The 23,578-nt window shown below is 57.7% G+C and carries 13 protein-coding genes; 8 read left to right on the top strand and 5 right to left on the bottom strand.

Translation table 11 applies throughout. The features are described from left to right. Together tmk and EDC27_RS02865 are read right to left on the bottom strand one after the other, a co-directional pair. Positions 1-675 (bottom strand): dTMP kinase, encoded by a 675-nt coding sequence (gene tmk / locus EDC27_RS02870; RefSeq protein ID WP_123289098.1) that lies wholly within the window; start codon positions 673-675, stop codon positions 1-3. Beyond that, positions 662-1,765 carry a 3'-5' exoribonuclease YhaM family protein gene (locus EDC27_RS02865; RefSeq protein WP_123289097.1) on the bottom strand — a complete coding sequence of 368 codons (1,104 nt, stop codon included), beginning with the start codon at positions 1,763-1,765 and terminating at the stop codon, positions 662-664. Before EDC27_RS02865 ends, tmk begins: the two co-directional genes overlap by 14 nt. 203 nt (positions 1,766-1,968) lie before the next feature. Here EDC27_RS02865 and EDC27_RS02860 point away from each other — a divergent pair, with 203 nt between their 5' ends. The 5 genes from EDC27_RS02860 (at position 1,969) to EDC27_RS16670 (ending at position 8,872) form a co-directional block, all read left to right on the top strand. Continuing rightward, entirely contained in the window at positions 1,969-2,943 is a 975-nt protein-coding gene (locus EDC27_RS02860; protein WP_123289096.1) for a DUF4126 domain-containing protein, read from the top strand. A gap of 38 nt (positions 2,944-2,981) precedes the next feature. Then, entirely contained in the window at positions 2,982-4,703 is a 1,722-nt protein-coding gene (locus EDC27_RS02855; protein ID WP_170161536.1) for a GTPase, read from the top strand. Positions 4,704-4,974: 271 nt separating this feature from the next. After that, positions 4,975-6,732 (top strand): GTPase, encoded by a 1,758-nt coding sequence (locus tag EDC27_RS02850; RefSeq protein ID WP_123289094.1) that lies wholly within the window; start codon positions 4,975-4,977, stop codon positions 6,730-6,732. A 20-nt stretch (positions 6,733-6,752) separates the two neighbouring features. Beyond that, positions 6,753-6,962 carry a PLDc N-terminal domain-containing protein gene (locus EDC27_RS02845; RefSeq protein ID WP_123289093.1) on the top strand — a complete coding sequence of 70 codons (210 nt, stop codon included), beginning with the start codon at positions 6,753-6,755 and terminating at the stop codon, positions 6,960-6,962. Between the two features lie 17 nt (positions 6,963-6,979). Beyond that, positions 6,980-8,872, top strand: coding sequence for a SurA N-terminal domain-containing protein (locus tag EDC27_RS16670; protein WP_123289092.1), 1,893 nt, complete (start codon positions 6,980-6,982; stop codon positions 8,870-8,872). Positions 8,873-9,164: 292 nt separating this feature from the next. Here EDC27_RS16670 and EDC27_RS02835 read toward each other — a convergent pair whose 3' ends face one another. The 3 genes from EDC27_RS02835 to tkt all read right to left on the bottom strand — a co-directional run bounded on the left by EDC27_RS02835 (position 9,165) and on the right by tkt (position 13,320). Next, positions 9,165-9,605 (bottom strand): hypothetical protein, encoded by a 441-nt coding sequence (locus tag EDC27_RS02835; RefSeq protein WP_148045661.1) that lies wholly within the window; start codon positions 9,603-9,605, stop codon positions 9,165-9,167. 527 nt (positions 9,606-10,132) lie between these two features. Next, positions 10,133-11,296: a trans-sulfuration enzyme family protein gene (locus tag EDC27_RS02830; RefSeq protein WP_123289090.1), complete on the bottom strand. Its 1,164-nt coding sequence runs from the start codon at positions 11,294-11,296 to the stop codon at positions 10,133-10,135. 32 nt (positions 11,297-11,328) lie between these two features. Further along, on the bottom strand, positions 11,329-13,320 hold the full coding sequence (gene tkt, locus EDC27_RS02825; protein ID WP_123289089.1) for a transketolase: 1,992 nt from the start codon (positions 13,318-13,320) through the stop codon (positions 11,329-11,331). Between the two features lie 656 nt (positions 13,321-13,976). On the opposite strand from tkt, the gene mgtE reads away from it, so the two are divergent. The 3 genes from mgtE to EDC27_RS16865 all read left to right on the top strand — a co-directional run bounded on the left by mgtE (position 13,977) and on the right by EDC27_RS16865 (position 23,566). After that, the gene (mgtE, locus tag EDC27_RS02820; protein ID WP_123289088.1) at positions 13,977-15,362 is read left to right on the top strand and encodes a magnesium transporter; all 1,386 of its coding nucleotides are present in this window, start codon (positions 13,977-13,979) and stop codon (positions 15,360-15,362) included. A 307-nt stretch (positions 15,363-15,669) separates the two neighbouring features. Continuing rightward, on the top strand, positions 15,670-18,927 hold the full coding sequence (locus EDC27_RS02815) for a PAS domain S-box protein (protein WP_148045660.1): 3,258 nt from the start codon (positions 15,670-15,672) through the stop codon (positions 18,925-18,927). A 205-nt stretch (positions 18,928-19,132) separates the two neighbouring features. After that, complete coding sequence (locus tag EDC27_RS16865) at positions 19,133-23,566, top strand: NAD(P)-binding protein (RefSeq protein ID WP_170161535.1); 4,434 nt, start codon at positions 19,133-19,135, stop codon at positions 23,564-23,566. Positions 23,567-23,578: the final 12 nt, after the last annotated feature.

The raw sequence follows: 23,578 nt of genomic DNA, 5'->3' as shown, positions 1-23,578 counted from the left end.
TCACATTCCACCTCGGCCGCCTGATAGCCCTGAGGTCCATGTGGCTTCAAGGACGGCCGTGACGTCCTGGAAAACCTTTGCCAGGGGCTGTGTGGCGTCGATGACCACGAAACGCTGCGGGTACTGTCGGGCCAGGTCCAGATAACCTTGGCGCACCTTTTCCATGAACGGCCTGGCTTCCTGTTCCAATCGATCGCGAGACGTGGCGCGTTTGGCCACGCGATGCCAAGCCACCGCCACGTCACAGTCCAGGAGCACGGTTAGGTGCGGAAACAAGGGGCCGAGCACCAGGTCTTGAAGGTCTTTCACGCGATCGGCGCCGAGCTCTCGGCCCCAGCCTTGGTACGCCACGGTGGCATCCCGAAAGCGGTCGGCAAGGACCCAGATTCCCTGTTCCAAACAGGGCACGATGATGTCTCGGACCTGCTGCGCCTGACTCGCCACATAGAGACACACTTCCGCCCATGGATCCATGGGGGCAAGGCCGGGGTCCAAAAGCAGCTCGCGGATTCTTTCCCCCAACTTTGTGCCACCCGGTTCTCGAATGAGCCGCACCGAGTGGCCCCGTTCTTCGATCCAGCGGCGCACATGAGGCAAAATCGTGGTCTTGCCTGATCCATCCAGGCCTTCCACACTGAGAAAGACGCCCAGGGCGAAAGATTCATGCATCGTCATGGCTTAGGCCTTTTGCCAAGCCCTCGGGCCACAGGGGCAGCTGAACTTTTTCGCGCCCGGCACTGTTCTGGGAAAGGGCCGAACCCGTTTCCATCAGGGAAGCCTCGGTTCGAGACCCTTTGTAGAAGTACCTTCCGTAAAGTTGTTGGTAGGCCGTCCATGCGGATTCGGGATCGTCGCTCTTGGACAGAATTTCATCCACACTGTTCATGCGTGCGTCCAGGTCATCGGCAAGATGCAAGGCCAGAGCTTCTCGCGTCATGGGCTTTTGTACAGCGCCGTATTCGGTTTCTCCGTGGTGGCTGAGGATCAAGTGCTTGAGCACCATGGCGGTTTCTTCAGGAAAACCCTTGCAGACCATGAGCTTGGCATTGAGGATTTCCACTCCCAGGACCATGTGACCCACCAATCGGCCCACATCCGAATAATCGATGACGAGATCATAGGTGTACTCATAAATTTTGCCGATGTCATGAAGGAAAGCGCCCAAAAGCAGCAGATCCCGGTCCAGGCGCGGGTACACATCGGCAATGAGGCTCGCGAGTCGCATGACGCCGACGGTATGTTCCAAAAGGCCGCCGAGATAGGCGTGATGGACGGATTTGGCCCCCGGGGCTTTGCGAAAGCGTTGCATGAGGGGCTTGTCGGCTAAAAAAGACTGTACCAGTTCTCGGTGAGGTTTCCGTGTCAACCCTTGAAGCAGTCCGGAGAACTCCCGCCACATTTCTTTCACGTCCCGGGGGCAGACGGGAAGAAAATCCGAAGGATTTACCTCCTTTTCAGGCACCGCCTGCACGGTCTGCACGTGAATCTGCAGTTCGTCTCGAAACAGTTCGCTGCGTCCTTGAATGCGAAGCACCCGGTGCCCTGCCAGACTTTGCGCGGTTTCTGCTGCGTTTTCCCATAAGCGAGCGGTGACGGAACCGGTTTTGTCGCGAAGCTTCAGGGTCAGAAACGGCTTGCCGTTCTTGGTTGTGCGCAGCTGCTTTTCTTCCACGGCAAAGATGCCGACCACGTCTTGGTTCGGACCGATGTCCGCAACGCACTGCATCGGCGAAGTCTTTTTCGTTTGAAAAACGTCCTTGGCCATGAACCCTGTGCCTTTTTCACGAAACCCCGCCGTGCCCGGCGGGGTAAGAGGTGAATTGTTTCATTCCTTTAAGCAGACCCTCACAGCCATACTACAGGAACACCATGTTTTTTCAAAGCCGCTGTGCATGTTGTGGGAATCGCACCTTGCCAGGGAAGCGCAAACGCCCTAGGATGAAATGAAAAAAAGAGAAAGGGGCAAGCATGGACGCCATCGCGCAATTGGGATCCCTTTTGGGGCTTTCGTTCATTTGCGGTGTGAATCTTTACGCCACGGTGGCCGTGGTGGGCTTGTGCCTGAAACATGGACTTGTGCACGGCCTGCCCGTGGAACTGTCGGTGCTGGCCAATGATGCCGTGATCTTTGTGGCGGTTGTGCTCTACGTCGTGGAATTCGTCATCGACAAGATTCCGGGCATGGATACCCTTTGGGATGCCCTGCACACGGTGATTCGTCCTTTAGGCGGGGCGCTCCTTGCTGTCCTTCAGGTGGGAGAAGGCTCACCGGCCTTGGAAGTCATTGCGTTCATGATTGGGGCAAGCCTGGCGTCGGCGGCCCATCTCACCAAGGTGGGCACGCGGCTTCTGGTGCAGGCAAGCCCCGAGCCCTTTTCCAATACGGTGCTCAGTGTGGGGGAGGACCTCTTTGCCATAGGCTACGCCTACATGTCCCTGAGCCATCCACGTTGGACCTTTTTTCTGACCCTTCTTCTGGTGGCGGGGGTCCTACTGGTGCTTCCCATGCTGTGTCGCGTCCTCTTCATGGGTGTCAGGGCTTTGGGCCATCGCATCGGGTCGGCTTTCGGCGCTCGATTGCCCCTCAATCCTCCAAAGGACCTTCCCCTATGGGTGCAGGTGGCCTTTGAGACGGTGCGCCAGGACGGCGAAGAAATACTCTGGGCGTCACGAGCCTATGCGCTGCGGGTTCCCGGCGTCCCTCGCTACGCCTCCGTGCACATGATTCTTTCCAATCGTGCCGCCACGCTCTTTTACCAAAAGTTTTTCAGAAAACGGCACCTGAGACTGCTCAAGGACCACGTGACGCGCACGAGTATATCGTCGGGAAAATTTCTTTCCGCTTGCTTCTTTCATCAAGCCGGCTCCTCGTGGGGCGTGGCCGTGTACCGTAATTTGGCACAGACCCTGCCATCTTCATGGGTCATGTCCAAGGAACCTTGATAACAAACTGTTCCCTATCACCGTCGACGAGAAATCTCATGGCCGTCAACGACTCGATGCACGCGGACCTTTCGCCCACCTTGTTATGGCAGACTTTGCGCCTTCCGGGTTTTACCGAAGAGGGGCTCGGGCTTTCCGAAGAGGTTCAGGCTCTTGTTCGGGAACGCAATGTGCTTCACTACAAGGAAAAGACACCGCTCGTGTGGGTCTTTTTTATGGGAGGGACGGGGACCGGCAAGTCCACGGTCTTTAATGCGGTGTGCGGAGCGGTTTTGAGCGCCGTCGGGGCGGAAAGGCCCAAGACGGCAGGCGCCGTTGGTTTTGTCCATGATCAAGTTGCGCTGGAATCCGATTTCCCCTTTCCTGAATTTCGCTTCATCTCGCATCAGTTGGATGCGTCTCGAACTTTACCGCCGTTGTTGGGCGAGCCGGGAGTGATTCACCTGTGGGTTCACCAGCGCCCAGAATGGGCGTCCGTCGTCCTGATGGACACGCCCGACGTGGACAGTGTGGAAATTGCCAATCGAAATCTTGTGGAGACCCTCTGGCGCTTGGCGGATGTGGTTGTTTTTGTGATGAGCCAGGAAAAGTACGCCGACGATGTGCCCTCCAAGTTTCTTAAGAAAGTGATGGCGGAAGGGACAGACGTTCTTGTGGTGTGCAATAAAATGGGCGGGGAATTCCGTGAAGAAGACGTGAGCGACATTCTGGAGCGAGAAACCTCGGTGCCAGAGGGAGCTCTGTGGCTCTTGCCTTGGGTTTCTTCCAATCCTGTGGAGGCCCTGCAACAGGAAGCCGCATTTCAGGCTTTTGTGCGAGCTCTGCAAGAGACGATGAGGGCCCTGCAGACCCCGCAAAGGCGCACTTCTTGGATGGCGCAAAGGAAAGAGGCTTTAAGGCGCCGCCTGGAAAGGGTATTGGACGTCATTTCCAAGGAACATCTTCAGGCACAGCGATGGAAAGAAAAACTGCGCCACTATGCGGAAGACGCCGTGGCCGAGATCGTCGATGATCAGCATCGACGCTTTTCTTCAGAGACTCGATCTTATCTTCAAGCTGAAATTCGCGCTCTGTTTTCCCGTTATGATGTGTTGGCAGGCCCGAGGCGTTGGCTTTCGCGGTGGGTCACGGCTCCGCTGCGCTTTCTGGGGCTCATGTCTTTCGAACCCTATCCGGACCGTGCCGAAGCCTTGCAGCGGATCAGGAATCGCATGGATCTCAGCGGTATTCAAAGCGCCGTGCAACGTTACGGGCGAAGGGTTCTGGAAGAGACGGTACCCAATCGGCCCGAAAGCCCCATGCACCAGGCCGTCATTCAACCGGGTGTGCTCATGACCCCCGAGGAAATCAGCCAGCATGTCTATCACGAACAGGAACAGCTCATTCAGTGGCTGGAAACGGTTTTTCTGGACCTGGCTCGAGACATTCCCAAAGGGAAAAAATGGGGCATCTATTCCACGTCGGTTCTTTGGGGCCTTTTGATACTAAGCCTGGAAGTGGCGGTGGGGGGCGGTCTTTCGGTGGTGGACGCCGTCATCGATGCGGCCATTGCGCCTTTTGTGACCAAGGGAGCGGTGGAACTCTTCGCCTATTCGGAAATTCAAAAAATCGCGCGACAGCTTTCGGAAAAATACCGAGCGAGCCTCCTTTCGGTGGTGGAGGCGCAGCGGCGCCGCTTGGAAGCGTGCCTGGAACTTCTGATGCCTTCAGCCGACGCCGTGGATACTCTTCGCCACTGGGCTCGTGAAATCGCCGTATGAAAGGCAGCGCCTCGTCGTGGGCTGGCAGGCCGTGTGAGTCGGCGCCGGCCCGTCGCGCCCGCCATAGAACGCTCGATGGCGCCCCATGTTTAAATTGAAAACGATCCGGGACATCTCTCTTTCCGGGACCGCGCGCCTCTGGCTCGCACAAGAACCGCGTGGAAGGCCCTACCTTCTAGAGAAAATGCCCACTTCAACAGCCTGACAAGGCCCGTGACATGAAGCGTGCGTCGCCATAAAAAGACAATCCAAAGTCGAGAGGGGAACTTCTGTGTCGAGCGTTGAAGACCTTCGCCGTCGAGTTCACGATCTTCAGTCCGTGCTGGCGTCGGCATCCTTGATGCCCATTGTGGACGAAGAGCGCCGAGACCTGCGGCGTCGCCTGCAAGATGTTCAACAAAAACTAGAGAGCGTGGAAGACCAATTCCTGCTCATGGGACTAGTGGGCGGCACGGGAGTCGGCAAGTCCACCCTCATGAACGCCTTGGCTCAAAAACCCATCGCTTCCGTCAGTCACAGAAGGCCGCACACGGATCGAGTCCTGGTCTACCGGCATGCGGACTGTTTGCTTCCGCGTTCTCTCAAGCTCATCGACGAGCTTGTGCACGAAATCGTTCACCAGGCGGACGCCGCTCGGCAGGTCATTATGGCCGACCTTCCCGATTTCGACAGCCTTGTTCAAGAGCATCGGCAGCGGGTTGTGGCGTTCATGGAACACATGGATTTGGTGTTGTGGGTGACGACGCCGGAAAAATATGCCGACGGTCGGTTTTACGAAATGCTGCGCGAAGCCCCCAAGTCGCGGCAAAATTTTGCTTTCGTTTTGAACAAGGCGGACCTTTTGTTTTCCGGATCAAGCCGTTCCATCGACTCGGAAGATTTCCACAAAGTCGTTCACTCCATGGGCCGACTTCTTGAGGAAAACGGCGTGGACGATCCCGTGCTCTATGTGATTTCTGCCCAGGAAGTTCTTGATGGGGCGCCCCTTTCTGTCTGGAATCAATTTCCTTTTCTTCGCCGCTGGGTGTTTCAGAAGCGCGACGCCAAGGAAATTCGAGCCATCAAGGAAGCCAACCTGGATGTGGAGTTTCAGGCTGTGTTTCTTCGAATTCGTGAAGGAATGGAGCAACTGGAGCGGGCCGTGCGTTTCCTGAATCTTCTCGAAGCCGACCTCTTGCATCAGGACCGCCTCGGTCAGACAGTGTCCTGGGGACGAACGGTGTTGGGTGAAGTGTCTGTTTTGGAAAGCCTGACCCACAGCCTGCAGAAGGTCAGCGATCTTCAAGGCCCAGCTGCGCTGTTTGGCTGGATGGTCCGCTTGATTTCCAGAGTGTCGGACGCTTCCCAGAGCATGACCACCCTGAGCCGCCATGTGGCCACAGCCCTTCACGAACGTTTTCAAAAGCAGATGACATCGTTTAAGGATCACAGCGTCGCCTTGGCGTATCAAGAAGGGCTGGTGGATCCGCTGCGAACAGAACTCTTGGAAAGACTGCATGGATCCTGGCCACAGATTTCCCTGGCCGAGGCGGTGCGGGAAGCCATAGAGATTGCGGTGGTCCAGGCTCAAAGGCGCACGAAGGGCTTCATGCAGTGGCGCCAGAGGCTGTGGAGCTCTTGGATCACAGCTTTGTTGCTGTTGGCGTTGGGAGGGCAGGATGCGTGGCGGGCTGCCCTGGCCCATCCCGGGGCGGCGCAGATCGTGGCCTTGGTGGCCGCCATGGTGGAAAAACTTTTCAGCGGCCAGGGGCTCGCCGCACTCGGCACATGGACTTTTCTGCAATTTTTGGTGGGAGCTCGATTTTATCGAGAATACAAGAAATCCTTGCAGCGGCACAGCGAAACGATTATAGACTCGCTGCAGTCGGCTCTGGAACAGGTTCTTCGTGAGGCGCTGGAAGCCCACGCCGCCGTGGTCCGCCGGTGCCGAGAAGACCTGGAAGAAGAAATGGCCGTGATGGCCCGTTTGGGCGGAGACGAGGCTTCAGCTGAGATGCCCGTGACGCCCGGGGCTTTCGCGGATCGATGACATAGAAAGGATCGGTTTCCGTGCCACTCAAGATCCTTATCTTAGCCACGATTTTTGTACTTCCCTTGGTGCCCACCTTTTGGGCCATTCAGGAAATTCCCAGGCGCCGATTTCGCAGCCGACGGCGCAAAATGGTCTGGTTTGCCGTGGTGGCCACCGTGCCGTGCCTTGGAGCCATTCTGTATTGGATTTTGGAAAGGCGTCATACGACACCGATGATGCCTGCGTGAAGGAGGACATCCCGCTCATGCTTACCGTTTTTCGTAAACATGCCGGCAGTTGGCTCATCAAGGTCGCCCTTTTTGCCGTCATTGTGGTTTTCATTTTCTGGGGCGGATACTCATATAAATCCACAAAGGCCAGCCGTTTGGCGAGGGTCGGGGATGTCTACGTCACTTACGCCGACTACAACCAGGCCTACGATCAACTGCTGAACATGTATCGGCGCCAGTTTGGCAACCAGCTGACTCCGGAGCTGCTGGAACGCGTGAACCTGAAACAGCAGGCTCTGGATCGTCTCATCGACCGTATCCTCATCATGCAAGCGGCGCACGAGCTGGGCTTGAGTGCCGGTCCGGAAGACATTCAAGCGGAAGTGCTTTCCATACCCGCCTTTCAGGTGGACGGGCGGTTCGACAGGCAGCGCTACCTGGCTGTTCTGCAGCACAATCGAATGACACCGCAGGCCTTTGAACAACAACTGGCTCAGGATTTGACCCTGCGGCGCGTGGAAGCCTTTATCAAAGGGCAAGCTCTCGTGACCGACGCGGAAGTGGCCGCGGATCTTCAGTATCGGTTCAGCACGGTGCAGGTGGCCTATGCCCAGTTTGACCCTAAGAGCTTTCTGGACAAGGTGACGGTGGATGAGGCGCAGGTGGCGGCCTTTTTCGAAAAGAACGCCGACCGTTACAAGGAACCGGAAAAGCGCCTTTTGGCGTATGTCCCCTTTGTGCTGGACGATGAGATGGCAGGCGTTTTCGTAGAGGACGACGAAATTCTTACCTATTACCAAGACCATCGAGACACGTTCCATCAGGAAAAGCAGGTCAGAGCGCGCCACATTCTGTTTCGGGTTGACGCCGAGGCTTCCGAAAGCGAAGTAAAAAAGGTGGAAACCGCGGCCCGTGAAGTCTTGAAAAAGGCGCGTCGAGGCGAAGACTTCGCCGCCTTAGCCAAGGCCTATTCGCAAGATGGGTCGGCTCAGGCTGGAGGCGACCTGGGATGGTTTACCAAGGATCAGATGATACCAAACTTTGCCGAAGCGGCTTTTGCCTTGAACCCCGGGGAAGTGAGCGATCTGGTGCGTACGCCCTATGGCTTTCACATCATCAAAGTGGAAGAAGTGCGTCCTGAAGAAACGGTGCCTCTGGAAAAAGCCAAGGCCCAGATCGAACTGAACCTCAAGCGGGAAAAAGCTCGGGATGTGGCCTACAACAAGGCTAGAGAATTTGCCGATGCCGCCTACGCCGAGGGCGACCTCGTCAAGACGGCCGAACGCATGAATCGATCCGTGGAGGTTTCCGACAAAGCTTTGGCGTCCACCGATCTTCTTCCTAAGCTGGGTCGTGTCCCCGATGTCATGAAGGCCGTGTTCAGCCTTGATGAAGGAGAAGTGTCCGACCCTTTGGAATGGGCCAACGGCTTTGTGGTCGTTCAGGTTAAGTCGGTTCAGGCGCCGCGAGTGCCTCCTTTGGAATCGGTGGAAAACCGCGTCGAGCAAGACCTGAAGATGGAACAAGCTCGAGAGGAAGCGGAGAAGGCAGCCCAAGCTCTTCTGGACCAAGCGCGCACTCTGGGCGCCTTGGACAAGGCGGCGTCTTCGGCGGGGGTGACCGTGCAGGTCAGTGGCTGGTTTTCTCTCATGGAACCCGACGAAAAGCTCAAACTGTGGGGCGAGGCCGCCGAGGAGGTTTTTCAACTTCAGAAACCCGGCGACATGCCGCAGGCTCCCTTGGCGCATCAGGGAACATTTCTGGTCTGCCAACTTCTCGGCCGCCAGGACCCGGCTCCGGAAACACTGGAAAAGGAACGGGAAAACGCTCGCGCACGCCTCACCCAGATGAAACAAACTCAGCTGTGGCAGGCGTGGCTTTCCAAACAGAGGACCATTGCCAAGGTGGAAATTCTTCAGCAACTGTAACGTGAAAATGCATCACGCGAGTTTTTCTCCCTGGAAACATGCCCGAGGGGGCGTGGTGGCGGTCGGGGATTTCCTTTCCCCGGCGCTTTCGCTCAGTGTGTGTGGCTTGAAGAGAGAGCGGCAGTTTAGTGCCGGCCGAAAATGATGGATCCCCGTTGACGCGTGGATAAGGAATTCATGCGGGGGATGGTGAGTGTCAAAGGGATGGTGAGTGTGACGGGGCGGGAGACGGGACGTTTGCAGAGCGCGAGAGATTCATTTCAAGACAAGGTGCTGGAAGGGCCACGTTCTCCTAGGAGCATTGTTTGAACGAGAACAAAGCGACCTTGGAAGCCCCAGACCTCTTGGCCGCTCTTGATGCCGGCGGGAACGCGGGCGGCGAAATGGCCATGTGGTCGAGAAGGTTTTTCAGGAGTGCCCACGCTTTAGGGCTCCAAAGAGGGGCGTGGTTCCGAATGGTCTTTGAATCCTGAATGTGCGGTCCCTCCGTGATCTCGTCGCTGCAATGGCGAAGCAGCCGTTCCACACCCTCTTCTGTGGATTCCAAAGGAAACAGTCGTCCCACGAGCCGGTCTTCGTGAACGAAGGCCTGGCTTCCATAAGCCGCGCTTCGCGCCACATGGAGGGCGCCTTGGGGCACGGCGAAGGTGTCGCCGTGCCAATGAAAGGCATCAGAGGATGCCCGAAAGTCCTGAAAGAGCCCCGAAGCGCGAAATCCCTCCATCCTCTGCACGGGATACCATGCAATTTCTCTAAAGGGCCCGCGCGGCGCACGGGTGATCCCATAGCGTCGGCCAAGAATTGGTCCCCCAGGCAGATGCCGAGAATTTTTTGCCGGCCTAATGGCGTCTTTTCTGAAACGCCTTTTCGCGTTCAGCCACGGGTAGGGCTTATCTTGTTAAAGTTCATGGGGCCGCCCATGACGACAAGCTCATCCAACACGTCAGGTGCCGGCAGCGGATTGTCTGCGTAGAGCCGGCTTTGGCGGAGGATGTGGCGGCGACGGCGGGCCCACGAAGGCGATGTGCCCTGGACCCTTAAGGGGTACGTGGGTCAGCACGTGAAGCCTCACCATGGACGACTCGTGATTTGTCCGGTGATGTGCCAAGGTGGGCGCCAATGCCGAAGCGGGTTTTCCTCCGATAGGGCGAAGGCAGCGAACGGGGAACGGGTGTCGCCGCCTCGCCGGCGTCGAGACGTGAACACCTTGTCGGCTTCCATGGAAAGCGGAGACAAGGCATTCACACCCAGCTCGATCGTTCATACCGTCGCCTGAAGGGCTCGGTCCAGATCCTTAAGAAGGTCTTCCGTGTCTTCGATGCCCACCGAGAGGCGGATGAGGTTGTCTCGAATGCCCATCTTTTCTCTTTGGTTCGGCGGGACGGAGGCGTGGGACGTTTCCACGGGAAAACAGGCCAGAGATTCCACCCCACCGAGGCTTACGGCCGGCTTGAACAGAGTGAATCTTTCCATCACGCGGTGCGCGGTTTCGGCGTTTCCTTTGGGTTCAAAGGAAAGCATCCCCCCGAAACCTCGCATCTGGCGGGCTGCGATGGCATGTTTCGGGTGGTCTGTAAGTCCGGGATAATAGACCCGTGCCACACGAGAATCCTGAGCGAGATAGGAAGCCACGGCCATAGCGTTCTGGTTGTGTCGAGCCATGCGCAACGCCAAAGTCTTGAGACCCCTTTCCAAAAGAAAGCAATCGTAGGGGCTCAAACTGGGGCCATAGAGCGAAATCACGGGCGCAATGGTTTCCATGAGTGTGGAGCGACAGGCCAGGGCGCCGCAGCACAAATCACTGTGTCCGTTCAAATACTTGGTGCCGCTGTGCACGACGATGTCGATGCCGAGGTCCAGGGGGTTTTGGTTGATGGGTGTGGCGAAGGTGTTGTCCACCACCGTGAGCACTCCTCGGGCCTGGGCCATTCGAGCCAGAGCTTCCAGATCCAGGATTTTCATCAGCGGATTGGAAGGAGTTTCCACGTAAATGAGGCGCGTTTTGGGGCGTAGGGCCGCCTCGAATTCTTCAATGCGATGGGAATCCACCCAGGAGACGTCGATGCCTCGGCGCGGCAGGTCTCTTTGGGCCAACCCGAGCGTGCCTCCGTATAGGTCACTCTGAAGGACGACGTGATCGCCGGTCTGACAAAAGGCGAGGAATATGCTGCTGATGGCGGCCATGCCGGAAGAGACCACGATGCCGGCCTGAGCGTTTTCCAAGGCGGCGATCTTTTGGGCCACCGCCACCTGGCCGGGAATGTTCTGGTATCGCGGGTACACCACACGGCCCGTGGGCCCGGGGACTTGAAATGCAGACGACGCAAAAATAGGTGTGTTGACCCCGCCCGCCATGGTGTCTTCAAAGGTCCCCGCGTGAACACATCGTGTGGACAATCCCCAATTGGACGATTCTTTTGCCATAGTCCTTGGTCCTTTCTTTGGCTTTGAGAAAATCAGGCGTCCACTCGTGCCGCTACGGCCAAGGCCGTGGCCACCACATGGTCGACGTTGAAGCCGAAGTGTTTCATGAGAACAGATCCCGGCGCCGAGGCTCCAAACCGGTCGATGCCGATGACGGCACCCTGAGTTCCCACCCAGCGATGCCAGCCCATGGTGGATCCGGCTTCCACGGCGCACCGGGCTCGAATGTCGGGAGGCAGCACGGCGTTGCGGTACGATTCTTCTTGCCGTTCAAAGATCTCCCAAGACGGCATGGAAACCACCCGGGTGGGGATTCCCTTTTCCTGTTCCAGAACTTTTTGCGCTTCCAGAGCCAAGTGGACTTCCGATCCTGTGGCGATAAGGATCAGCCGCGCAGGCTCGGCGCTTTCCGACACCACGTAGGCCCCTTTGGCCACGCCGTCAAGAATTCTGCCCCGATCCATGTTCAGGACCGGCACGTTTTGCCGCGTCAAGGCCAAGGCCACAGGACCCTCGGCTTCCAGGGCGATCTTCCAAGCCGCCGCCGTTTCGTTGGCGTCGGCGGGGCGAAGCACCGTGAGATCGGGAATGGCTCGAAGCGATGCCAAATGCTCCACGGGCTGGTGTGTGGGACCGTCTTCACCGACCCCGATGCTGTCGTGTGTGAAAATGTAGATCACTTTGGTTTTCATGATCGCAGCCAAGCGAATGGCGGGGCGCATGTAGTCTGCGAACACGAGAAAGGTGCCCCCGTAAGGGCGAAGGCCACCGTGCAGGGCCATGCCGTTAAGAATGGCTCCCATGGCATGTTCCCTGACCCCGAAGTGCAGATTGCGGTCGCCGCCCTGAGTCAAAAAGGTCTTGTTGGACGGTGCGAGATCCGCGGATCCACCCAAAAGATTGGTGATGACTTGGGCCAGTGCATTGAGGACCGTGCCGGAGGCGTTACGGGTGGCGATAGGCCCCTTGGAAGGATCGAAAACCGGAAGGGCTTTTTCCCATCCTTCGGGAAGGGTTCCGGTGAGGTATTGATTCAGAAGAGCGGCATCCTCGGGATACGCTTCGGCGTACCGGGCCAGCAGGGCATGCCATTGTTCTTCACGATGCTGCCCTTCGGTCACCGCCCGGCCCATGCTCTGGCGCACCTCCTCCGGGACGTGAAACGAAGCCTCCACAGGCCACCCGTAGCTTTCTTTCGTTTTTCGCAACGCCTCGGGGCCCAGAGGTTCTCCGTGGCAGGCAGGGTTGTTTTCTTTCGGGCTGCCGTAGCCGATGAGGGTGCGCACCGCGATGAGTGAAGGCCGATCGGCCGTCTTTTTGGCCCGTTCAATGGCCGCGTCAATGGCTTCCAGGTTGTTACCGTCGGTGACCCGTTCCGTATGCCAGCCGTAAGCGTGAAAACGCGCCAGCACGTCTTCCGTGAAGGCCAGTGCTGTGTCCCCTTCGATGGTGATGTGGTTGTCGTCGTAGAGGTAAATGAGCTTGCCCAATTTCCAATGGCCGGCCAAGGAGGCCGCTTCGGAGGCCACACCTTCCATTAGGTCGCCGTCAGAAACGAGCCCAAAGGTGTAGTGGTCAATCACGGGAAACCCAGGCCGGTTAAACCGTTCGGCGAGCCACTTTTCCGCCAGGGCCATGCCCACGCCCATGGCAAAGCCTTGTCCTAGAGGGCCCGTGGTGCATTCAACACCTGGAGTGAGACCGTATTCGGGGTGCCCGGGCGTTTTGCTTTTCCATTGGCGAAAGTTTTGGAGTTCTTCCATGCTGAGGTCATAGCCCGTGAGATGCAACATCGCGTAGAGCAGAGCCGAGCCGTGACCTGCGGACAAGATGAAGCGATCTCGGTTGACCCACAACGGATGGGAAGGATTATGCCGAAAGTGGCGGCGCCACAAGACATAGGCCATGGGGGCAGCCCCCAGAGGCAAACCAGGATGACCTGACTTGGCCCGTTCCACCATATCCACCGCCAGTAGCCGAATCGTCGTCACACACCGTTCATCCATCGTGTCCGCCTGCATCATTCACTCCTTGTCACCACAAATTAAAAGTCATTCCAAACCCTCATGATTCACAGCGCCACTCCCGCGCACTCGTGCCTCACCTGCACAACGATGTCAAGTCACCATATCGACAGGTGTTTGAAGATCTGCGTCCAGGAAAGCTTGTCCGAGCCTCGTATTGGATTCTGCCGAAGTGCCGTGAAGCGGGATACGGTTCGGCCGCGTGTGCCGCTTCTTTAAGAACCGTTCACAAACAAACTTTTCGGTTGCAAAGAAAAAAGCCAATTGCCACAAGACTTGCCGTGCCCGTCCTGCTCTGAATGGAGATCGTGATCAAGACTTCGAGACAATGTGGGCTTGAATGGACGGCCGTCTTTATTAAGGTCTTGACTTTCAAAGGCGTATGAACGAATAAGAAGCGCCGGCAAGTGGGATCTCAAGCCTGAAAGCGCAACGACAACCAGGGGAGGATGGATGATGAGTGAGTCGGATGGCAGTCACAGTTGCCGACCCACAACCCGTCACCTGATGCACAAACCATCGAACGATTCCCCAACGCAACCCAGAGGGTGTGTTGCGGCCTATGACCTAATCGGTGTACTGCGCAGGCAATTCTAGCCCACCGGTTCACCTTCGGCCGCGCCCCCGATGGGCTGCGGTGAAGAAGGAGGTGAACCATGCTGCAAAAAAATCCGCTTTCCCTTCACGAGCTGAGGGAAAAGATCTCAGCCCGGGATTCCAAGGCCCTTCGAGTTTTTTGCAAACAAGAGCACCCGGCAGCCGTTGCCGATGCTGTTGCCGCCCTTTCGGCGGATGAATTTTGGGCGGTGCTGCGGCATGCGGAGCCACCGCAGCGTGCGGAGATCTTCAGCCACCTGGATGAGGACCTGCAGGTGGAAGCGGTTAGAACGCTGCCGCGCGATGAACTCGCCCGGCTTTTGGCCGACATGTCTGCGGACGATCGCGCGGACCTCTTCAAAAGGCTGCCGGAAAACATGCGGGAAGCCGTTCTTCCCGCGCTGGCTCACGCGGAACGGGAAGATATTCGGCGCTTGGCGGCCTATCGCGAAGGGACCGCCGGCGCGGTGATGACCTCCGACTACGCCGCCTTGCCGCCGCACATGACGGCATCCGAAGCCATCGAGCATCTAAGAGAAATTGCCCCGGACAAGGAAACCATCTATTACGCTTATGTGGTCGATGAGCGTCGTAAACTTCTAGGTTTCGTATCGTTACGAGAGCTTATTGTGGCCCCGCGGCACGCCCTCGTCGGGGACATAATGCATCGGGAAGTCGTTTTTGCCCGCGTGGACGACGACCAGGAAGATGCGGCTCGAAAAATACAGAAGTACGATCTCATCGCCCTGCCGGTGATCAACGGCGATGACGCCTTGGTGGGCATCATCACGCACGACGATGCCATGGACATCATCACGCAGGAGCACACCGAAGATATGGAAAAACTCATGGCGATTGCCGGAAGCCATGAAGTCGGTGTGTACCTCAAGACCCCTTCCTGGGTGCATTTCAGGAATCGAGCCTACTGGATCATCGGCTTGGCAGCTTTGGGTTTGGTCTCCGGCATCATTATTCATAGCTTTGAAACGGCTCTCGCTCAGATGCTCATCCTCGCCCTGTACATGCCCATGGTGGCTGACACGGGGGGCAATGTGGGCAGCCAGTCGGCCACAGTGGTTGTGCGTGCCCTGGCCTTGCGGGAAATCTCTCCAAAAGACGCGCTCAGGGTGTTTTTGAAAGAATTCCAAATCGCTTTCCTCCTTGCTCTGGCCCTGGGTGTGCTTTCGTGGGGAAAAGTCATGTTCCTGTCTCAGGGCTCGGACATTCCTTCGGGATATAACCTGGTCCAAATCGGAGCCGTGATCGCCCTTGCTCTGAGTTTGCAAGTGGTGACGGCGGCCGTTATTGGAGCCATGCTGCCATTGGCTGCCGCAAAGATGCAATGGGATCCCGCCGTCGTGGCCAGTCCCGCCTTAACAACCGTTGTGGACATTACCGGTTTGCTGATCTATTTCGGCACGGCCAAGCTGTTGCTGGGTCTTTAAGGGCGAATTGCCTCTCCGTGGCTGGCCGGATCATGCTCTGTGAACCAAAAACCTTATGCTGAACTCGGCCACAATGGGGGCTGGGGCGATGGCGCCTTGACAATATTTCCTGGGCTAAGGCATAAGCGATTTCACATCGCATTCTGTGAACCATCTTGGTGATCCCGTGCCAAAGTCGATCATGCGGAAAGCGGTGCTCGCCCCAAACCATCATTGACCTGGGCGCCGCTTCCGCACCATAAACCCGTGGGGGCGTTCTTTGAGAAGCTTCCTTTGACCCACATCCCGTTTATTTGGAGTGCGCGCCATGGTGGCGAAGCTTCGGCGGTCTGTTCGGCTATGGGTAGGGTACCTCGCTTTTGTGACGAGCTTCTTGTGGACTCTGGCGGCTCTGCCGGTCTTCATGCCCGGAGTGCAGGCCGCCGACCGGCAGCCTTTGCGCGTCGCCCTGGACGACAATTACCCTCCGTACATTTTTCGAGATGCCGAAGGTCGACTTCGAGGCATTTTGGTGGATCGGTGGGCCCTATGGGAAAAAGCCACCGGACGCTCCGTGCAGCTTCTGGCCATGGACTGGGCGAAGGCTCAGGAAGTGTTTCGCCAAGGCCAAGCTGATCTCCTCGATACGGTGTTCCTTACACCGCAGCGGGCCGAAGTTTGGGCGTTCGGAAAAGCTTATGCCGAAATCCCCGTGAGCGTCTATTACCACGAAACTATCTCGGGCCTTGCGGATGTTCACGCCCTCAAGGGATTTGCCGTCGCCGTGAAAAAAGGGGATGCATGCATTGAAGTTTTGCGGGCGAAAGGCATCACGAACGTGATCCTTTACCCCAGCTACGAAGCCATTGTGCGGGACGCCGCGGCGGGCACGGTCAAGATTTTTTGCATGGATGAGCCGCCGGCCAATTACTTCCTGGCCAAATACGGTGCCCACGGGTCTTTTAAAAAAGGCTTCACCCTCTATAGCGGGTGGCTTCATCGGGCCGTGCTCCAAGGGCGTGAAGATGTGCTCCACGCCGTGGAACAGGGCTTTGCGTCCTTGGATCCGGAAGCGCTCCAGAAGATCGATCGACGGTGGATGGGGATTCCCTTGGCATCGCGAATTCCGTGGCGCACGATCGTCTGGGTCTTGGGCTCGGTGGGTGTTGTGGTTATGGCGGCCTTTGGATGGATTGTGCTGCTCAGGACTCAAGTGCGCCGAAGAACGCAGGAAATCCAAAGGCTTTTGAGCGAAAGCCGAAAGCGACAAGAAGTTCTTCGAATCACTTTTGAAAGCATGGCCGAAGGGGTCATCATCACGGACAAGGAAGGCTTCATTCAGGATATGAACCCCATGGCGGAAGAACTTACGGGATGGAAGGCCGAAGAAGCCCGAGGCCGTCCCTGTGCCGAAGTGTTTCGCATTGTCAATGAAAAGACGCGCGTTCCCGTGCCGGATCCTGTGGCCAAGGTCCTGGAACAAGGGGTGACCGTCGGTTTGGCCAACCACACAGTGCTCATGGCTCGCAACGGTACGGAACGGCCCATTGCCGACAGTGCGGCGCCCATGGTGGATCTTGCAGGGCAGATTCTGGGTTGTGTGCTGGTCTTTCGGGACCAGACGGAAGAGCGCCGCACGCTGCAGCTGCTCCATGAAGCCCTGGAAAAACATCAATTGGCCCTTGAGGCGGCGTCCATGAGTTCTTGGGACTGGCATGTGTCGAAAAGACGGATCGTGCGAGATGCGGCATGGGCCGAACGCCGAGGACTGGATGCGAAGCGCGTTTGGGAGGACGAAAAGGCATGGTCGGAAACCGTGCATCCCGAAGACCGCCCCCGCGTGCTGTCCTGCCTTCGGGAACACCTTGAGGGCAAAACGCCGTATTTTGAAGCGACCTATCGTGTGCGCACCAATGAAGGTGGCTATGTGTGGATTTTAGATCGCGGCAAGGTCATCGAGCGCGATGATGCCGGAAAGCCTCTGCGCATGATCGGCATCGAGACGGATATCACCGCGCAAAAAACCATGGAAGCCCGATTGCGGGTTCTAACGCAGGCGGTGGAACAAAGCCCTCTATCCATTGTCATTACAGATCCCTCGGCACATATCGAATATGTCAACGAGCAGTTCTGCCGCCTCACAGGCTACACGCCTCAGGAGGTCATGGGGCAGAACCCGAGAATTTTGCAGTCCGGAAAGACGCCCCGCGAAACTTACGACGCTTTGTGGACGGCACTCAAGCAAGGGCAAGTGTGGCGGGGTGTTTTTTGTAATAAGAAAAAGGACGGCACCTTGTTTTGGGAAGAAGCCACAATTTGTCCCATAGTGGACGAAGCCGGACGCATCAGCCATTACTTGGGTCTGAAGCAGGACATCACGACCACAAGGCAATTGGAAGACCAGTTGTCTCAAGCACAAAAACTGGAATCCATCGGACGCCTGGCCGGCGGCGTGGCCCACGATTTCAACAACGCGCTGCAGATCATCATGGGGTACGCCGAAGTGGCCCTGGGGTTGGTGCGTTCCGAGGATCGCGTGCACCGAATGCTCAACGAAATCTACAAGGCCGCGCAGCGTTCCGCCGGCGTGGTGCGACAACTGCTCACCTTTGCCCGCAAGGAAGTGATTCGCCCCGTGCCCCTGAACCTCAACGAGCACCTTGCGGAAACCCACCGCATGCTCCAAAGGCTTATCGGGGAAGAAATCTTTTTGGAACTGCGCCCCGGGCGAAACCTTTGGCCGGTGCTCTTGGACCCTTCCCAAGTGGATCAGATGGTGGCCAACCTGGTGATCAATGGTCGAGACGCCATTCAAGGCACGGGCATGATCACCCTGGAGACCGAAAACGTTGTTCTGGATGGAACTCGAAAGGCGGGTCCCGTTCACATTCCTAAAGGCCAGTATGTGCGACTGACGGTTTCGGACACCGGCTGCGGCATGGATGCCCAGACCCTGGAGCGCATCTTTGAACCTTTTTTCACCACCAAGGAAGTGGGCAAAGGGACGGGGTTGGGATTGTCCACGGTCTACGGCATCGTTAAACAAAACCATGGTTGGATCGACGTGGAGAGCATTCCGGGCCGAGGCACACGCTTTGATCTCTTTTTCCCACGCCTGATTGTCGATGACGAGGGGCACCGCGCGGAATCGGGGCCATCGCCGGAAGAGGAGTTGCAAGGAGCAGGAGAGACGGTGCTTTTGGTGGAGGACGAACCCGCCGTCTTGGAATTAGCCCAGTCGGTTCTGGAAAACGGGGGCTACCGGGTCCATGCGTTTTCAGAGCCCCAAGCGGCCCTGCAATGGGCGGAAAAGACGTCCGATCCCGTGCATCTGCTCCTAACGGATGTGATCATGCCCCAAATGAGCGGTCGGGAATTGTGGGATCAACTGAAAACGTGGCATCCCGAGGCGGCCTGTCTGTTCATGTCCGGATACACAGCGGATATTCTCGTGCATCGCGGTGTCGGGGGCGAGGACTCCTTTTTCATTTCCAAGCCCTTCACGGCCCAAGCGCTTTTGTGGAAGGTTCGCGAGGTGCTTGGTGCCGAACCAAACCACAGATCAACCCCATCCCCCAAAAAGTGACATGCAATGAAACCTTAGGAGTTCTCGCCACATCGGCTTGACTCTGTGAGAAGGGCTGCTTTATAACCCCAAGGGATTTCGGCCGTGCAGCACACTTACCCGTCGCGTTGTCTTTTGTGCGGAATCCTGGAGGGACGTGAGCCGTACCACGGCCGACATCAAGTGAAGTATCCTTTTGAATCTCGAGTGGACAGGGAGAAAGACCATGAACTCCAACGGCACGAGCACCCCCCTGATCGGATCGGTCCTGGTGGTAGGCGGTGGAATTGCGGGCATGCAATCGGCGCTGGATTTGGCGGAAATGGGTTATTACGTGTATTTGGTGGAAAAGGAGGCGTCCATTGGGGGTGTGATGGCCCAGTTGGACAAGACCTTTCCCACCAACGATTGCGCCATGTGAATCATCTCGCCCAAACTGGTCGAGGTCGGCCGGCATTTGAATATTGAAATTTTGACGTTGAGTGAAGTGGAAGCCCTGGAGGGGGAGCCCGGGAATTTTCGGGTGAAAATACGGCAGAAGCCGCGTTTCATTGATGTGGACAAATGCACGGGCTGCGGGGAATGCGCTCGGGTGTGTCCTGTGGGCTTGAAAAACGAGTATGACATGGGTTTGAGCGAGCGGCGGGCGGCGTACCGCCGGTACGCTCAAGCGGTACCTGGGGCTTTTGCCATTGAAAAGCGCGGAACGTCTCCGTGCAAAGCCACCTGTCCGGCGCACATTTCGGTTCAGGGCTACGTGGCTCTGGCGGCCCAGGGCCGGTATCGCGAGGCTTTGGAACTCATCAAGAAGGACAATCCGCTTCCGGCCATTTGCGGCCGGGTGTGCCACCATCCTTGTGAGACGGCGTGTCGGCGAGGCACGGTGGATGAGCCGGTGGCCATTGATTTTATCAAGCGCTACATCGCCGATTTGGATCTCAAAGCCGAAACCCGGTTTGTGCCGGACATTAAGGTGAAGCGGGACGAAAAGGTGGCCATTATTGGATCCGGCCCTGCGGGGTTGACCTGCGCCTATTACCTGGCTCAGGAAGGCTATGGGGTGACGGTGTTTGAAAAGCTGCCGGTTCTCGGGGGCATGCTGACGGTGGGCATTCCGTCCTACCGGCTGCCTCGGGAGATCGTTGAAGCGGAAATCCAGGTCATTCGCGAGATGGGGGTGGAATTTAAAACCGGCGTGGAGATCGGCAAGGATATCACCATCGGGCAGCTGCGCGAGCAGGGCTACAAGGCGTTTTTTATCGGCATTGGAGCGCATGAGTGCAAGAAGCTGGGCATCGAGGGTGAGGATCTGGAAGGGGTGATTCCGGGCGTGCGGTTCCTGCGGGACGTGAACCTGGGGGAACGCATCTATTTGGGCGACCGCGTGGCGGTTGTGGGTGGCGGGAACGTGGCCATGGACTGTGTGCGCACGGCTTTGCGCACGGGATCCACGAAGCCCTTTATTGTTTATCGACGAAGCGTAGCGGAGATGCCGGCCAATGAGGAAGAGATCGAGGAGTGCCGCGAGGAAGGCATCGAGATTCTCACCCTCACCAATCCCGTGCGGATCCTTGGGGAAGACGGCAAGGTCAAGGGCATCGAATGTGTCAAGATGGCCCTTGGAGAACCGGATGCCAGCGGAAGGCGCCGACCTGTAGCGATTCCGGGATCCAACTTTATTCTGGAAGTGGATGCGGTGATTGCGGCCATCGGCCAGGAGACGGACTGGGCGTGTCTGACGCCGGAATGTGCCTGCTCGCTCAGTGACTGGCGAACCCTCAAGGTGGATCCGGTGACCTTGCAGTCGGACGATCCGGACATTTTTGCCGGAGGCGATGCGGTGACGGGGCCGCGCACGGTCATTGAAGCCATTGCGGCGGGGAAAGAGGCGGCCATTTCCATTGATCGGTTTTTGCGCGGTGAGGATTTGAAGAAGGGGCGCGAAAAGCGCTGGGAAGCGGTGCAGGATGTGCCGACGGAAGGCTACGATCGCATGCCTCGAGAGCGCATGCCGCGGCTGAGTCCCGAGGAGCGGCGGGGCAATTTCAACGAAGTGCAGTTGGGTTTCAGCGAAGAGCAGGTGCGCCGCGAAGCGCAACGGTGCCTGAACTGCGGCGTTTGTTCGGAATGTTACCGCTGCGTGGACGCCTGTTTGGCCAACGCCGTGGTGCATGAGGACCAAGAAAGGGTTCGAGAGCTTCAGGTGGGGGCGGTGATTTTGGCGCCCGGTTTTGAACCGTTTGATCCCAGCCTCTATGACACGTACGGCTATAAGCGGCTGGCCAACGTGATGACGGCCATGGAATTCGAGCGGCTTCTTTCGGCCTCGGGTCCCACCATGGGCCATGTGGTGAGGCCGTCGGACCACAAGGAACCCAAAAAGATCGCGTGGCTGCAGTGCGTTGGATCCCGAGACATTCACCACTGCGACCATGCGTACTGTTCGGCCGTCTGCTGCATGTACGCCATCAAGGAAGCGGTCATCGCCAAGGAGCATGTGGGCAAAGATCTGGAGGCGGCCATTTTTTACATGGACATGCGCACGCACGGCAAAGACTTTGAGAGGTACTACAACCGAGCTATGGAAGAGCACGGGGTGCGCTTCATTCGCTCCCGTGTCCACAGCTTGGAAGAAGTGCCGGGCAGTGGCGGGGACGTGGAAGTCCGTTACGTCACGGAAGACGGCCGGGTGGTCTCAGAAGTCTTTGATCTGGTGGTGTTGTCCGTGGGGCTGCAGACGCCCGCGCACGCCAAGACTTTGGCCGACCGGCTGAACGTTCGACTCAACGAGGATCTTTTCGCCGAACACTCTTCCTTTGACCCCGTGGCCGGTTCCCGACCCGGTGTCTTTGTGTGCGGGGCTTTTCAAGGCCCCAAAGACATACCCCAATCGGTCATGGAGGCCAGTGCGGCGGCGGCGGCCGCGGGAAGGCTTTTGGGAGCGGTGCGCGGCACGCTGGTCAAGGAAAAGGAAATTCCAGCTCAACGCGACGTCTACGGAGAACCTCCTCGCATCGGCGTCTTTGTATGCCATTGCGGCATCAACATTGCCGGCGTGGTGGATGTGAAGGCCGTGGCCGAATACGCCAAGTCCCTGCCGTATGTCGAGTACGTCGCAGACAACCTCTACACGTGTTCGCAGGACACGCAGGAAGTCATGAAAAAGGTCATTCGCGAACACCAGTTGAACCGCATTGTGGTGGCGGCCTGCACGCCCAGGACACATGAGCCGTTGTTTCAGGAAACCATGGCCGATGCCGGGTTGAACAAGTATTTGTTTGAAATGGCTAACATTCGCAACCACGATTCATGGGTGCACAGCATGGATCCGGCTCTGGCCACGGAAAAGGCCAAAGATCTGGTGCGCATGGCCGTGGCCAAGGTGGCCCTTTTGGAGCCGCTGTCGGAGCCAGAACTGTCCGTCACACGGCGCGCTTTGGTGCTCGGGGGCGGCGTTTCAGGAATGACGGCGGCCTTGAGTTTGGCCGATCAGGGCTACCCCGTGGATCTGGTGGAAAGTGGAGCGCAGCTGGGTGGTCAGGCTCTGAATCTGAACCACACGTGGCGCGGCGAAGACATTCAGAAACATGTCGCGCAGCTGCAGCAACGCGTTCTCCAACACCCCAACATCACGGTCCATCTGCAGGCGCGGCTGACCCACGTGGACGGTTTTGTGGGCAACTTTAAATCGGTGATCCAAAATGGCGCGGAACCCGTCACGGTGGAACACGGCGTGGCGGTCATCGCCACGGGCGGTCGGGAATTCAAGCCCGACGAGTATTTATACGGACAGGATTCAAGGGTGCTCACCCACCTGGAACTGGATCAAAAGCTGCGCGCGCAGGATCCGGCGATTGAAAAGGCTCAGTCTGTGGTCTTCATTCAATGTGTGGGCAGCCGGGAGCCCCAGAGGCCCTATTGCAGTCGCGTGTGCTGCACCCACACCATCCAGAGCGCCTTGGAAATCAAGAAGCGCAACCCCGACGCGGAGGTCTACGTCCTGTATCGGGACATTCGAACCTACGGGGAGCGGGAGCGCCTCTATCAGGAGGCACGGCGAGCGGGGGTTCTGTTCATTCGGTACTCTTTGGAGGACAAACCCAAGGTGGTGCAGGCCGACGGCCGTCTGACCGTTACGGTCACCGACCACATTTTGCGACGCCCCGTGGTGTTGCCGGCCGATGTGGTCACCTTGGCCACGGCCATCGTGCCCAACGCCGATGAGGCTCTGGCCCAGCTCTTTAAAGTGCCCATGAACGAAGACGGCTTTCTCATTGAAGCCCACGCCAAGCTGCGCCCGGTGGATTTCGCCACGGACGGCGTGTTCCTCTGCGGCCTCGCTCATTATCCGAAGCCATTGGAGGAAAGCATTGCGCAAGCCCAGGCCGCGGCGGCGCGAGCGGCAACCCTTTTGGCCCGGGACCGGATTCACTTTCCGGGAACGGTAGCTCGAACCAATCCGTTCTTGTGCAGTGCGTGCGGCACCTGTGTGGCCATTTGTCCTTATTCGGCGCCTCGGTTCAATGAGCGCGGCGTGGCGGAGATCAATCCGGCCCTCTGTAAAGGATGCGGCTTGTGTGTGGCGTCGTGCCGCTCCGGAGCTATTCAGCTTCAAGGGTTCGATGATGCGCAAATCCTGACCATGATCGACAGCCTCTAAAAGACCATGCTG

Origin of the sequence: Desulfosoma caldarium (genome assembly GCF_003751385.1) — a bacterium.
Lineage (GTDB): Bacteria > Desulfobacterota > Syntrophobacteria > Syntrophobacterales > DSM-9756 > Desulfosoma > Desulfosoma caldarium.
The sequence above is the reverse complement of the archived record's forward strand: the minus strand, read 5'-3'. Positions and strand labels throughout refer to the sequence as shown.

Coding starts and splice junctions, on each gene's coding strand:
- tmk (WP_123289098.1), bottom strand. CDS start 675: ATGACGATGCATGAATCTTTCGCCCTGGGCGTCTTTCTCAGTGTGGAA.
- EDC27_RS02865 (WP_123289097.1), bottom strand. CDS start 1,765: ATGGCCAAGGACGTTTTTCAAACGAAAAAGACTTCGCCGATGCAGTGC.
- EDC27_RS02860 (WP_123289096.1), top strand. CDS start 1,969: ATGGACGCCATCGCGCAATTGGGATCCCTTTTGGGGCTTTCGTTCATT.
- EDC27_RS02855 (WP_170161536.1), top strand. CDS start 2,982: ATGGCCGTCAACGACTCGATGCACGCGGACCTTTCGCCCACCTTGTTA.
- EDC27_RS16670 (WP_123289092.1), top strand. CDS start 6,980: ATGCTTACCGTTTTTCGTAAACATGCCGGCAGTTGGCTCATCAAGGTC.
- EDC27_RS02830 (WP_123289090.1), bottom strand. CDS start 11,296: ATGGCAAAAGAATCGTCCAATTGGGGATTGTCCACACGATGTGTTCAC.
- tkt (WP_123289089.1), bottom strand. CDS start 13,320: ATGATGCAGGCGGACACGATGGATGAACGGTGTGTGACGACGATTCGG.
- mgtE (WP_123289088.1), top strand. CDS start 13,977: ATGCTGCAAAAAAATCCGCTTTCCCTTCACGAGCTGAGGGAAAAGATC.
- EDC27_RS02815 (WP_148045660.1), top strand. CDS start 15,670: ATGGTGGCGAAGCTTCGGCGGTCTGTTCGGCTATGGGTAGGGTACCTC.